Source organism: Candidatus Mycobacterium wuenschmannii (assembly GCF_030252325.1).
GTDB classification, from domain to species: domain Bacteria; phylum Actinomycetota; class Actinomycetes; order Mycobacteriales; family Mycobacteriaceae; genus Mycobacterium; species Mycobacterium wuenschmannii.
The window spans coordinates 4009717-4023160 of record NZ_CP126981.1 but is presented as its reverse complement, the minus strand read 5'-3'; the positions used below and the strand labels follow the sequence as shown (position 1 = coordinate 4023160).

Sequence of the window (13444 nt, the reverse complement as noted above, 5' to 3'; positions counted from 1 at the left end):
CATGGCCGCCTACGAGAATCCGTTCCGAAAGATTGTGGATCCGGTGGCACGCAAGCTGCACCTGCCTTTCGGCACGAGAGATTTCATCGACAAAATCGTCCGCGGCGGTGTCGACCAGGCCGGCCGGCGGACTCTGCACATGCTTATCACCACCTGGGATACCACCGGCGGCGGCCCATTCGCGGCCAGTGCGATCGCCACCGCGGGACTGGCCAAGACCGTTGACATCGCGCAGGGCCTGTTCATCGGCCCGGTCTTCAACCCACTGCTGAAGGCGTTGGGTGCCGACCAGATCACGTTTCGTGCCTCGCTGTGCGCATCGGCCGTGGTTGGTCTGGGCATCATGCGGTACGGGGTAAAGGTCGAGCCAATTCATTCGATGGACGTCGACACCGTCGTGAATGCCGTCGCACCCACTTTGCAGCGCTACCTAATCGGTGAGATCTCCTGATCAGTCGGCGATCTCGCCGCCGACGATGGTTGCGGCGACCATGCCGGAATCCAGTTCGGCCAGCGCGTTCTCGGGCGTCACGCTGAGTACGCAGAGGTCCGCGGGCTCGCCGGGCGCGATCCGGCGGGCGCGGGTGGGGGCTTCGGGGTGGCCGAAGAACATCGTCAAAGCCGTTGCCGCCGAGACACATTCGGTGGCGTTGAGCACGGCTCCGCTGGGCGCGGCGCGGCGCACGGCCGCGCGCATCGCTGCCCAGGGGTCACCGTCGCCGAACGGCATGTCGGTGGAGAGTGCGACCGGGATGCCCGCGGCGATGAGCGACGCGACGCGCCAGAGCTGGGCGTGTTCGTCGAGGGGCACCTCGTCGAGATACTGATCACCGCGCTCGGCAACGAAATTCGGCTGGGTCACCACGGTGACGCCGAGATCGGCCAGATCGGACAGGCTGTCGGGTGGCACGACGGCGGCGTGCTCGATGCGGTCGCCGGGGTGCCGGCCCGCATCGCGCAGCGCGGCGATCGTGACCAGTAGCTGGGCGGCGGTGACGCAGTGGATCGCGACGGGGTGGTCATCGCGATGCTTGTCGGCGATCCAGGCCGTGAGCTGGTCGAGGTCGAGGTCGTCGTCGTGCAGGATCCGCTTGCCGGGCGCCAGACAGTGCACGCGCTGACGTAGTTCGCCGCGACGGTGCAGCTCCGTCAGCTGCACGACGTCGGCGATCGCGAGATCCGGTGTGGCGTCGGTGATTCCGGTGACGCCGTAGCGGGCCAGCCGTCCACTGAGGTCGGCCAGGCTTGCTTCGTTACGCCCCAGCGCCTCGGCCCAGGAGTCCGTGCTGCGCAGTCGGCCGTCGGGATGGTCGGGCAGGCCGACGCGGTGCAGGCCGGCCGAGTTGAGCATCCACAGCACACCGCTGCGATGTTGCACGCGTAGCGGTGTCGACGGCGCGATGGCGTCCAGGGCATCGCGGTCGAGGGCGCCGGCGACCGAGTCGTGATAGGCCACCGCGCGGATCCAGCCGTCCTCGCCGGGCTCGGCCTCCGCGAGCGCGGCAGCCAGCCCGGCCCGGTCGTGCACATGTGGCGGGCCGACCCGGATCGAGGTCGCCGCCGCGGCCGCCGAATACAGGTGCACGTGGTGGTCGTGCAGGCCGGGCAGCACGGTTCCGCCGGCGGCGTCGAGGACGTCCTCGCCGGGTTGGGGGGTCAGGCTTTCGGCGATCTCGTCGATCCGCTCGCCGACGCGAATGTCGACCGACGCGCCATCCAGCGTTACCGCGCGCTGTATCAGCATCTTTCGGCCACCAAGCGGTCGACGGCAGCGTTGTCCGCACCCAGCGGCGATGCGGGTGTCGTGGCAGGCCGCGCGGCCTTCGGAATTTCGGTGCGCGGGAAGGCCGCGTACCGGGCCGCCACCTGGGCCATCGCCACATCGATCACCTCGCCGCCGCCGCGGTGCAGCGACTCCCCGATCGCCCACGCGGCTTCGAGCCCGCTGAGCGGGTCGGCGATCGCGTCGCCGAAGAACACCGGCCCGCCGAGGCCGCCGCCGACCAATCCGCCGGCGACCGCGGCGTCGTCTCCGAATGCGGCGCGGTCGGGTTGGTCGCGATAGCCGTTGATGCGCACCCAGATTCGGCCGGGGCGGCCGGCCACACTGTCGGCGTCGAGTTTGCGTCGCTGCAGGGCAGCCGGACGAGACCCTTCGATGACGATGTCGGCGACGCCGAGCAGCGCCCGCAGTCGTTCGGAGTCGAAGTCGACTGCGTAGGAGAGCTTTCGGGCGTTCATCCAGTCGAAGAACGCCGGATCGCCGCGGCGGGTGCCGTCCGGGCGCCGCGGGCTCTCGACCTTGACGACGGTCGCGCCGGCGCGGGCGAGGAGCTGTCCGCACAACGGCCCCGCCCACAACGACGACAGGTCCGCCACCAGCAGCCGGTCGAGAGGTCGCGGGCTCACGCCGGCGCCGCACGTTCGGATGGCCGGCGCACCGGCGGTGGCCTCACCCAAAACCGCGGTGGCGATATCGAGCAACTGGGCACGCTTGGCGACTTCTGCAGCCGAATGTGTTGCGGCCCAAGCCGCTAGCGCATCCCACGGTTCGGTGACGGCATCGACCTCGATCAGCGCGGGCAGAGCGGCGACGTCATCGTCGCGCGGCAGTGCGATCGCGCACCACTCGTCGGCTGTCGGCAGTAACCGGGTGGCGCCACCGGCTGAAACCAACCCCGGCTGAGGCAGATTGAGGATCGCCGCACGGCCGGCCAATACCGTGTCCGCGTCGACGGCCACCCCGAGCAGTCCGCCGATCTCGGCGGCCACGCGGCGGGCTTCGTCCAGCATCAGAACTGCAGCGCGGTGAAACGCCAGTCCAGGACCTGGCGCGGCTCGTCGGGGTTGTCGCCGAATGCGTATACCAGCGAACGTAATCCGAGGACGCCGCCGTCGTCGACTTGCTCGGCGGACTCGATGTGCAGTTCGCTGTAGAGAGTGTCACCCTCGTACACCGGTGCGGTGTGGTCGCACGACGTCCAGCCCAGCACGGTCGCCAGGTTCGGCATTAGCTTGCTGGCCTGAGCCAGCGCCAACCCGATGGTGTGGCCGCCGTAGACCAGCCGGCGTCCGCCCAGTCGTGAATCATGATGCACACCAGCCAGATTCAAGGTCAGGCGGGCCAACTCGGGCGCGGAGGTGACGACGTCGGCGCTGCTGTGTAACACCTGCCCGGCCACGGCCGGGTCGAAGTGTGGGCCGGTGACCCGCTGCCGGAATGCGCCGCCGTTCCACTGCGCCGCGGCCGACGGTGGTGGCGCGAGATCGGCACCGATCTTCGACAGGTCGTCGGCGTGGTTTGAGCCGTCGGGATCGGCGTCGGCGCTCAGCGGTAGCATCGCGCACCGGTAGAAGTCGAGGATCAGCCGGTCGGCCTGGTCGATGGTGGTGATCCGCAGTGCCATCAGCCCGTTCGGCGCACGGTCCGGCTTCGCCGAGTTCTTTTTCAACCCCACGATCTCGGTGCGGGTGAACAGGGTGTCGCCGATCGCGGGGAACCGGAAAAACGTCAGCCCGCGGTAGAACAGGTTGGCCTTGACGTGCTGGGTGGCCAGCGTCGACTGGCCGATCGCGACGTCGCAGACCAGACCCGGGTGCGCCAGCGTCCCGGGCACGCCCGTCACCGCGGCGGACAGCTCGGCGTCCAGGGGCAGGCGCAGGCGGTCACCGAGGATGCTCTGGTGCACCGCGGCCAGCCCCGGCGTCAGCGTCATCGACGGCGCCCCGGTGAAGACCTGGCCGGTGTGCACCTGATCGAAATACGGGCCGGTCACCATGCCAGCATGGCCATGTGAACGACGACGAGACAATGCTGGTCGCGACGGTGCGCGAGTTCGTCGATAAACAGGTCCGGCCCACGGTGCGCGAAGTCGAGCATGCAGGAGAGTATCCCGAAGCGTGGATCGAGCAGATGAAGCGCATCGGCATCTACGGCCTGGCCGTGCCCGAGGAGTACGGCGGCACCCCGGTCTCGATGTGGTGCTACGCGCTGGTGACGCAGGAGTTGGCCCGCGGCTGGATGAGCCTGGCCGGCGCGATGGGCGGCCATACGGTGGTGGCCAAGCTGCTGACGTTGTTCGGCACCGACGAGCAGAAGCAGCGTTACCTGCCGCCGATGGCGACCGGCGAGATGCGGGCGACGATGGCCCTGACCGAGCCGGGCGGCGGTAGCGACCTGCAGGCCATGTCGACGACGGCGCTTTCTGACGGCGAGGATCTCGTCGTCAACGGCGCCAAGACCTGGATCTCGAACGCCCGCCGGTCCGGGCTGATCGCGCTGCTCTGTAAGACCGATCCGGCCGCGCAGCCGCGGCACGCCGGCATCTCGGTGCTGCTGGTCGAGCACGGGCCGGGGCTGACGGTGTCGCGCGACCTGCCCAAGTTGGGCTACAAGGGCGTGGAGAGTTGCGAGCTCTCGTTCGACGGCTATCGGGCGCCGCACTCGGCGATCCTGGGCGGCGATGCGGGCAAGGGCTTCTCGCAGATGATGAAAGGCCTTGAGACGGGCCGCATTCAGGTGGCCTCGCGGGCGCTGGGAGTGGCGACGGCCGCTCTCGATGATGCGCTGGCCTATGCGCAGCAGCGCGAGAGCTTCGGGCAGCCGATCTGGAAGCATCAGTCGGTCGGCAACTATCTGGCCGACATGGCAACCAAGCTGACCGCCGCCCGCCAGTTGACCCGCTACGCCGCCGAGAAATACGACCTAGGTGAGCGCTGCGACATGGAGGCCGGGATGGCCAAGCTGTTCGCCTCCGAGGTGGCGATGGAAATCGCTTTGAATGCGGTCCGGATCCACGGCGGCTACGGCTATTCCACCGAATACGACGTCGAGCGCTACTTCCGCGATGCCCCGCTGATGATCGTCGGCGAGGGCACCAACGAGATCCAGCGCAACGTGATTGCGGCGCAGCTGGTTTCCCGCGGCGGGCTCTAGACGGTCGCGAAATAGAAGCCTGGGTCGTAATTTCGGCCGGATCGCAGCCGTGGCTTCAGTTTCGCGGGCTCTAGCGGACCGCGTCGACGAGGCCCCAGGCCAGCGCTGCCGCAGCGTTGAGCTTCTGGCCGCTCAGCACCAGATATGCTGTGCGCCAACGGCCTATCCGTCGCGTAACGCTGACCGTCCCCCCGGCGCCGGGGATCAGACCTAGGCTTAGTTCGGGTAGCCCGAACACGGAATCAGGGGCCGCCTCGACGCGGCCACAGAATGCTGCCATCTCCAGGCCGCTGCCGATCACCTGACCGTGCACCTCAGCGCGGCACGCGGCGCCGAGTCGGGCGGTCACGGCGTCGAGCGCCAGCGCGGGGCTGTAGCGGGTGCGGGCCAGATGCGCGCCGGCCGGGTCGGTGAACGTGCCGAACTCGTCGAGGTCTCCCCCGCTGCAGAACGACGGCCCGTTACCGGTCAGCACGACCTCGTCGACCGACGAATCCAGTTGTGCCACAGCCAAAGCCTCGAGCAGTGCGGCCCGGGCGTCGGTGGAGAACGCGTTGTGACGGCTCGGCCGGTTGAACGCGATGTGCAGGGTATCGCCGTCGCGGCGTGCCTGCACCGGGTCGGGGATATCCGGCATCGCCACCGGGCCGCGGTCGGCCAGCCAGGCGGCGAACTCCGGGCCGGCCTGCAGCGTCGAGTAGGCCAGCGACTCAGTCACCACGCCGGGCAGGGCCGAGCCGTCCGGGTCCACGGCGCGAAGCACGTCGTCACATATCGCGGCCGCAATCGACCAGCGCTGCACGCGCTCGATCAGATCGGCGACAGCCACGTCGAGCGAACCGACCGTCACGACCCGGCGGTCATCCGACGTGTCCTCGGTGAGCGTGAAAGTGGCTCGCTCGAGCCAGAATTCGGACGCGTCGGCAAGCGGGCCGACAGCGACGATCGGAACGCCCAGGAGGGCTGCGTCAACTTCGCAGTCGGACTCCGAGACGTCGACGACGCGCAGCGTCACACCGAATACTTCTTGATCAGTTCGTGTTTGAACATCTTGCCGGTGTCGGTCCGCGGCAGCTGCGCCTCGAACGAGATCGACTTCGGGCATTTGTAGTGCGCGAGCCGCTCACGCAGCCACGCGGTCAACTCGGCGCCGAACTCCTCGGTCGCGTCGGCTGGGTCGACGGTCTGCACCGCCGCCTTGACGCTCTGGCCCATCTCCTCGTCCGGAATGCCAAACACCGCTGCGTCCAACACCTTCGGGTGGGTGACGAGCAGATTCTCGGCTTCCTGGGGGTAGATGTTCACGCCGCCCGAGATGATCATGTGGTGACGACGGTCGGTCAAGTACAGGTAGCCGTCCTCGTCGACGTAGCCCACGTCGCCGACCGTGGTCCAGCCGTGGGTGTCGCGGGATGCCGCCGTCTTCTCCGAGTCGTTGAGGTACTCGAAGGTGAAGCCGCCCTCGAAGTAGATCTCGCCGGCCTCGCCGGGTGGCAACTCGTTGCCGTTCTCGTCGAGGATGTGCAGCTGACACATCATCGGCTTGCCCACCGAGCCGGGGTGGGCCAGCCACTCGTCGGCACTGATCAACGTCGACCCGATGGCTTCGGAGGAGGCGTAGTACTCGTCGACGATCGGGCCCCACCAGTCGATCATCTGCTTCTTGATCTCCACCGGGCAGGGCGCGGCCGCGTGCATCACCCGCTCCAGGCTGGACAGGTCGTACGAATTACGCTTCGCCTCAGGCAGTTTCAGCATTCGGGTGAACATCACCGGCACGAACTGGCCGTGCGTGACCTTGTGCCGCTGGATGGCGTCCAGGCAACCTTCCGGGTCGAACTTCTCCAGCACCACCGTCGTGATGCCGCCGGCCTGCACCGTCATCGACCACACCGACGGCGCCGTGTGGTACAGCGGCGCCGGGCTCAGGTACACCGTCTCGGGGTGCATCCAGAATCCGACCAGCGCTGACATCATGCCCGGGGCTTCGGCGGGGCTCACGTGCGGCAGCGCCCGTTTGATGCCTTTCGGCCGGCCGGTGGTGCCCGACGAGTACTGCAGCAGATCGCCTTCGATTTCGTCGTCAATCGGCGTATCCGGTTGATTGGCAACGCATTCGGGGTAGCGCTGCCAGCCGTCGAGGTCGTCGTCGGAGATCAACAGCAGCTTCGGCAGGCCGTGCGGCAGATGCTCGGCGAGGTTCTCACAGGTCTTGCGCAGCGCGGCCGATCCGACGATCGCCTTGGCGGCGCTGTTGTCGATGATGTACGCCGCCTCGGGCGCGGTGAGGTGCGTGTTGATCGGCACGTAGTACAGGCCGGCGCGCCGGGCCGCCCACATGACTGCGTGGATGTGCTCGTTGTTCTCCATCAGGATCGCAACGGCATCGCCCTCGACGAGCCCCGCCTGCCGGAAGTGATGCGCGAGCCGATTGGCGCGGGCCTCCAGTTCGTCGAAGGAGATGACCGTGCCGGACGGGTGAAGAATGATGGCGGGTTTGTTGGCACCACCCTGACCGGAGGTGTGCTCGCGAATCTGCATGGGCAGACTGTACCGCCGCAAAACTTGACAGCTGTCAAGAGGGCGGCTGAGCCCGCTCGGCTACGACAAATGCGCGGGTTCGGGCTGCGGGTGCGGAAGGCCACCGTGCCGTATTGCGCGGCCGGCGAACGGCGCGGACAGGACGACCGGCAACTCGCGGCGATAGCGGATCAGGGCCGCGAGCGCGATCACCGCGTAGACCCCGCTGAGCGCCAGGCGCCCCCCGGTCGAGGTCAACGGGAACTGCACGACGAACAACCCGAGCAGCGCCCACGCGGTCCAGCGCTGGAAGCGCAGGCCGAGCAGCAGCGTCACCCCCATCAGCGTCTGCGCCGCGGTCAGCACGATCTCCTCGACCTGACGACCGTCCACCTGCATGGCGGCACCTCCGCCGCCGAGCATGAACGCCACCGGCAACGACCCGATCAGCAGCGTCCATTGATTGACCTTCGCCGAGATCAGCGTCGCGATGGCGATATCACCCTTGCCGCGGGACGCGAAGATCGTTGCGATGATGAACTCCGGCGCCTCCGACGCCAACGGAGCCAGCCACTGGACCAGTAGGAACCGGTCGATGCCCAACTGCGTTCCCGCGCCGATCAGGTTGTCGGCGAACGGCTTTGCGCAGACCAGGATCACCGACGCAGCGAAAATGAAAAGCGTAGCGACCGCGATGCGGCGCACCCGGTCCGGTAACGCACCCAAAGCCGCTGCGGTGCCGATCAATTCGGGTTCCTCGACGTCGCCGCGGCTCAGCTTGTACAGGTAGTAACCGAACCAGCCCAGCAGTGCCACCCCGAAGCCGATGTGGATGCGACCGCTGGCGGGAATCACGAAAGCGGCCACACCGGCGATCATCAGGAAGCCGATCTCCACCCGGTTACCGGGTTCGAGCTCGAGACCGTCCAGCTTGCGGCCGGACGCCCGCCGGGCGACTAGGACACTGACCAGGACGACGACCGGCCAGCCCAGGCCCATCAGCAGCCGGTTCGAGCCGGTCATGTTCGCCGCCGCGTACTGCGTGTACTCGGGCAGGTGGCCGGCGGTATAGGCGTAGTAGAGGTCGACCGCGTATTCGGGAAGCACCGCGATGACGGCCAGCACGGCAACGGCCAGGCTGCCCGACACGTCAACTTGAGCAGCCTCGGCCGCCCAGGCCAGCACGAAGCTGGCGCCCACGACGGCGGCGCCGTAGGCGATCAGGCCGACAACCGGATCGAGCTGGATGCCGAGTGCGCGCAGGACCAGCGCGGGCAGGATCACGACGCCGACAACGGCCAGCGGACGGAACAACATATGCGGCCGAGTCCCCGACTGCGTTACAGCGCACGCGGTTGGTGTCACGCCGCCAAACTACCCGCCCGCAACCCATCCAGCAACATAGCCTGGCTACCGAATGAATCCGGCGTACAGATCAAATTCGCTGCTCAGCAGGGTCGCATTCGAGATTTCGGTGAGCCGATACTCCAATTGTGGCAACCCTGCCGTGGCAAGGATATCGCCTTAGTCGGACTCGGCCAGACGCTGCTTGAGTGCCTCGAACTCGTCGCGGACACCGGTCGGCAGCTTGTCGCCGACGAACTCGAACCACTCCTCGATCAGGGGCAGTTCCTGGCGCCACTCGTCGGCGTTGACCGCCAGCGCGCGCTCGACGTCAGCCGCGTCGACGTCCAGCTTGCTCAGGTCGAGGTCGTCCGCGGTGGGCACCACGCCGATCGGGGTCTCCTGACCGCCGGCCTGGTGCTCGATGCGGTCGACGATCCACTTCAGCACGCGGCTGTTCTCGCCGAAGCCCGGCCAGAGGAACTTGCCGCCCTCGCCGCGACGGAACCAGTTGACGAAGAACACCTTCGGCAGCTTGGACTCATCGGAGTTCTTGCCCAGGTCGATCCAGTGCTGGAAGTAGTCGCCGACGTTGTAGCCGAGGAACGGCAGCATCGCCATCGGGTCGCGGCGCACGTCACCGACCTTGCCCTCGGCGGCGGCGGTCTGCTCGCTGCCCATGGTCGCACCCATGAACACGCCGTGCTGCCAATCGCGGGCTTCGGTCACCAGCGGCACCGTGGTCTTGCGGCGGGCGCCGAACAGGATGCCCGAGATCGGCACGCCCTGCGGGTCGTCCCACTCCGGCGCGAGGATCGGGCACTGCGACATCGGGGTGCAGTAACGCGAGTTCGGGTGCGCGGCCTTGGTCTCCGTCTCGCGGAGGTTCCAGTCGTTGCCCTTCCAGTCGATCAGGTGGTCGGGCTCGCCCTCCAGGCCTTCCCACCACACATCGCCGTCGTCGGTCAGTGCGACGTTGGTGAAGACGGTGTTGCCGGCCTCGATGGTCTTCATGGCGTTCGGGTTGGAGTCCCAGTTGGTGCCCGGCGCGACGCCGAAGAAACCGAACTCGGGGTTGACCGCGTAGAGGCGGCCGTCCTTGCCGAAGCGCATCCAGGCGATGTCGTCACCGAGGGTCTCGGCGCGCCAGCCCGGGATGGTGGGCTGCAGCATCGCCAGGTTGGTCTTGCCACAGGCCGACGGGAACGCCGCGGCGAAGTAGTAGGCCTTGTTCTCCGGCGAGATCAACTTGAGGATCAGCATGTGCTCGGCGAGCCAGCCCTCGTCGTGAGCCATCGCGGAGGCGATGCGCAGCGAGTAGCACTTCTTGCCCAGCAGCGCATTTCCGCCGTAACCGGATCCGAAGCTCCAGATTTCGCGGGTCTCGGGGAAGTGCGTGATGTATTTCGTGTCATTGCACGGCCACGGGACATCCTTCTGCCCGGGCTCGAGGGGGGCGCCGATCGAGTGCAGCGCCTTCACGAAGAAGCCGTCGTCGCCGAGCTTGTCCAGCGCGGCCTTACCCATCCGGGTCATCACCTTCATCGAGGCGACGACGTACTCGGAGTCGGTGATCTCCACACCGAGCTTGGGGTCGTCGGCCCCGAGGGGGCCCATGCAGAACGGCACGACCCACATGGTGCGACCGCGCATGCAGCCGCGGTACAGGTCGGTCATGGTGGACCGCATCTCGGCCGGCGGCTTCCAGTTGTTGGTGGGACCGGCGTCGACCTCACGCTCGGAACAGATGAAGGTCCGCGACTCGACGCGCGCGACGTCGGACGGGTCCGACAGCGCCAGGTACGAGTTCTTGTGCTTCTTCTCGTTGAGCTTGGTGAAGGTGCCCGCCTCGACGAGCTGGTCGGCCAGCCGCTGCCACTCTTCGTCGGACCCGTCCGCGAAGACCACTCGGTCCGGTTGAGTCAGCTCCGCGACCTCCTCAACCCAGGACAGCAAGCCCTGATGATTCGTCGGGGCAGTATCCAGACCAGGAACGGTCGCTGAAGTCATCAAAATCTCCTGCAGTCGCGGTGTGCGTAGTGCGCGGCTAGTTTGCGGCGGCCTTCACACAGGTTATCGCGAGCTGAATACCCAGAAAAAGCCGGGAGCGTATCGCATAACTCACAGGAACGATTCAGAACACGTTATCTGCGGTATTGGTCGGCGAACTCTTCTCGACGTCCTCGTCGTCTTCGGCGTCGCCCACCGGGGCCTCGGACTCCGCGCTCGCGTCGTCGGACGGTGTTTCGTCCTCGATTTCCGGCGGCTCCGGCTCGCCGAGCTCGGCGCGCACCGCCGCGAGCGCGGCCTGCAGGGTGGGCATCTCCTGGCCGCGCAGCGCCGCGGCGCGCGCCCCCACCACGGAGTGCTCGCGCAGTTCGGTGTCGATGACGCTGACCTGTTCGGCCACCCGGGTGCTCTCGCCCTCGTCCTGCTCGCTCAGCGCTGCGGTGAGCGACGACTCGGCGGCCAGCACCCGCGTCGCCACCTGCTGCTCCGCGGCGGACTGCACCAACGCGGTGGCCTCGCCGGTCCAGCGGTCCAGCAGCGCCCGGTCGCGCAGCAGCCCCCGCATGCCCACCACCCAAACGGTGAGCGCGAGCCCGATCGCCGCGCACGCGACCGCCCCGGCGATCGTCAACCCCGGCGTCAGGTCGGCCAGCAGCCGGCTCAGCGTGAGGGCCACCCCCAATCCGAAGCCGGCACCGACCAGCATCATCAGCCTCGTCTCCAGCGTGCGGGACTTCAGCTGCGGCGAGGGCAGGTCGACCGTGGGCAGTGCCGCGGCGGGCGGCTGGTCAACGGTCAGCTCCAGAGTCTTCGACATCTCGGCCAGATGTGTCGTGATGCCCTCGTCCACCTCGGCGATGACATCGGTGAGGCGGCCGGTCGCCCGCGGCTCGAACTCGGCCAGCTGGCCGCGGCTCAGCCCGGCGGCGTCCTCCTGTAGCTCCGAACGCACCGACGCGCAGCGGTTGCGGGCGAAGTAGGACAGCTGCACCTTGGCCTGCTGGGTCTGACTGCGCAGCGCGATCGTCCGTTCGGACTTCTCCAGACGGCGCTGCCGCAGAATCTCGCTGCGCTGCTCGCGCAATGTCTCGACCCGCGCCCGCCGACCCGCACCGTCGGCGTCGCGGTCGTAGCGGTCGGCGATCGTCTCCAGCCGAGACTTCCACGCCCGCAACCTGTTTCGCTTGGGCAGGTCGGAGTTTGCCATGTGTTCGGACACCGCTTCGGCGAGGTCGTCGATGCGGGCCTTGCCCTCCTCCGGCGCGGCGGCCGTGCCGACCCACTGCACGTCGGCGTAGCGCGGGGCGTGGGCGGCAAGCACCTCGCGGTTGCCGGCCAGCACCTCTTTCCAGTTCTGGTGCACGTCGATCTTGGACACCACACCGATCACCGCATCGGTCTCCCCGGTCGCGGCGTCGAGTAGCAGGCAGTCCGATTCGGTGAGTGCGGCGGCGGCCGAGACGACGAACACCACCACGCTGGGCGCCGCACCGGCTTCGAGGTCGACCGACTCGACGAACTTCAGCTTGGGCAGCGTGTCGTTGAGCGCGGCGACGACGCCGGTCACCCCGGCCAGCCACGGCCCAGTCACCAGGATGGCGTCGACCCGCTCGATGGCGGGTTTGCTCAACTCCGGGGCGATCGCGGCGACCATCGCGTCGACCTCGGCCACCGCCTTCTTGCCGCTCACACCGATCCCCCGGCCCGTGACCACAGCCGCAGTGAGCCGCGGGCGATGTCCACGCCGTACGGCCGACGCTGCCAGTGCACGGCGCGGCGCAGGTGGTGCGTCGCCGTGTCGCCGCGATCGACATCGATGCCGGCCGCCGTGGCGGCGGCGATGGCGTCTTCCATCCGGGCGATCACCGTGTCGTCATGAGAGAGGAATGCACCGATGCGCCGATCGGTGATGGCCATCGTCTCCAACTCGGCGACCGCATCCAGGACGCGCTGGTAGCGCGGCTGCGCGCCAAGCGCACACAGTTTGTCGACCACCCCGTCGATCCCGCTCAGGGCCCGCAGCAGGGCGTCGACGTCGGCGCGGGACGCCCCGCGGCGGATCGCGGCGCGGGCCTGGCGGGTGCCGACGATGTCGAGCGCAGGGACCACCTCGCCGTCGGCACCCTGCAGTGCCGACCACGTGGAATCGTCCAACTCGGCAACCGCGAGCAGCGCGGCCAGCGGCTCGACGGCGACGCCGGCACGGGCGGCGAGTTGTGCGCAGCGTCCCCGCGCCGCCGTGGACGGCGTATTCGGGTGGCGACCCGCCGCGGAGGTTTTGATCAGGTCGGCCTTGTTCAGAACTACGAGCGTCGGCCGCTGCGCGGACTCGATGGCGGCGTGGTCCTCGGGCTTGACCGCGTCGGCCAGCACCCGAACGGTCAGGTCGGCAGTCGTCGGGGAATCTGTGACGGTGACGCCGGCCCGCGCCAGCGCGCGTGCGACGGTGCTGCGGCCGACGCCGCGGCGGCCCGTGACGGCCGCGCACAACGGAGTGACGAGTCGCCCGGCGATCGCGGCGCAGCGCGGGTCGGAGACCGCGGCCGCAAACCGCTCCAGCTCTTCGACGAAAATCGGATGCCCCTATCCGCTCATGTCGCTGTAGCAGGTGCTGCTAACCCCTCATTGTGGCCG

Annotated in this window: 11 protein-coding genes; 2 read left to right on the top strand and 9 right to left on the bottom strand. The window is 68.2% G+C overall.

All coding sequences use genetic code 11. The annotated features are described in order from the left end of the window. Window position 1: 1 nt before the first annotated feature. The gene (locus PT015_RS19410; RefSeq protein WP_285186593.1) at window positions 2–451 is read left to right on the top strand and encodes a TetR/AcrR family transcriptional regulator; all 450 of its coding nucleotides are present in this window, start codon (window positions 2–4) and stop codon (window positions 449–451) included. On the opposite strand, the gene PT015_RS19405 is transcribed toward PT015_RS19410, so the two are convergent. The 3 genes from PT015_RS19405 to PT015_RS19395 are packed head-to-tail and all read right to left on the bottom strand — an operon-like array spanning window position 452 to window position 3779. After that, window positions 452–1744 carry an amidohydrolase family protein gene (locus PT015_RS19405; RefSeq protein WP_285186592.1) on the bottom strand — a complete coding sequence of 431 codons (1293 nt, stop codon included), beginning with the start codon at window positions 1742–1744 and terminating at the stop codon, window positions 452–454. Further along, entirely contained in the window at window positions 1738–2793 is a 1056-nt protein-coding gene (locus PT015_RS19400) for a CoA transferase (protein WP_285186591.1), read from the bottom strand. The genes PT015_RS19405 and PT015_RS19400 overlap by 7 nt, the downstream gene beginning before the upstream one ends. Continuing rightward, complete coding sequence (locus tag PT015_RS19395) at window positions 2793–3779, bottom strand: MaoC family dehydratase (protein ID WP_285186590.1); 987 nt, start codon at window positions 3777–3779, stop codon at window positions 2793–2795. Before PT015_RS19395 ends, PT015_RS19400 begins: the two co-directional genes overlap by 1 nt. A gap of 14 nt (window positions 3780–3793) precedes the next feature. Between PT015_RS19395 and PT015_RS19390 the strand changes: the two genes are divergently transcribed. Next, a complete protein-coding gene (locus PT015_RS19390) occupies window positions 3794–4936 on the top strand; it encodes an acyl-CoA dehydrogenase family protein (protein ID WP_390887867.1) in 1143 nt (380 codons plus the stop codon). 70 nt (window positions 4937–5006) lie between these two features. On the opposite strand, the gene PT015_RS19385 is transcribed toward PT015_RS19390, so the two are convergent. The 6 genes from PT015_RS19385 to PT015_RS19360 all read right to left on the bottom strand — a co-directional run bounded on the left by PT015_RS19385 (window position 5007) and on the right by PT015_RS19360 (window position 13300). Further along, window positions 5007–5945 (bottom strand): enoyl-CoA hydratase/isomerase family protein, encoded by a 939-nt coding sequence (locus PT015_RS19385; RefSeq protein ID WP_390888038.1) that lies wholly within the window; start codon window positions 5943–5945, stop codon window positions 5007–5009. 2 nt (window positions 5946–5947) lie between these two features. After that, window positions 5948–7477 (bottom strand): fatty-acid--CoA ligase FadD4, encoded by a 1530-nt coding sequence (gene fadD4 / locus PT015_RS19380; RefSeq protein ID WP_285186589.1) that lies wholly within the window; start codon window positions 7475–7477, stop codon window positions 5948–5950. A gap of 60 nt (window positions 7478–7537) precedes the next feature. Beyond that, window positions 7538–8773 carry a sodium:proton exchanger gene (locus PT015_RS19375; protein WP_285186588.1) on the bottom strand — a complete coding sequence of 412 codons (1236 nt, stop codon included), beginning with the start codon at window positions 8771–8773 and terminating at the stop codon, window positions 7538–7540. Window positions 8774–8980: 207 nt separating this feature from the next. Further along, window positions 8981–10810, bottom strand: coding sequence for a phosphoenolpyruvate carboxykinase (GTP) (locus PT015_RS19370; RefSeq protein WP_285186586.1), 1830 nt, complete (start codon window positions 10808–10810; stop codon window positions 8981–8983). Window positions 10811–10934: 124 nt separating this feature from the next. Further along, entirely contained in the window at window positions 10935–12500 is a 1566-nt protein-coding gene (locus PT015_RS19365; RefSeq protein WP_285186585.1) for an AAA family ATPase, read from the bottom strand. Next, complete coding sequence (locus tag PT015_RS19360; RefSeq protein WP_390887866.1) at window positions 12497–13300, bottom strand: hypothetical protein; 804 nt, start codon at window positions 13298–13300, stop codon at window positions 12497–12499. Before PT015_RS19360 ends, PT015_RS19365 begins: the two co-directional genes overlap by 4 nt. Window positions 13301–13444: the final 144 nt, after the last annotated feature.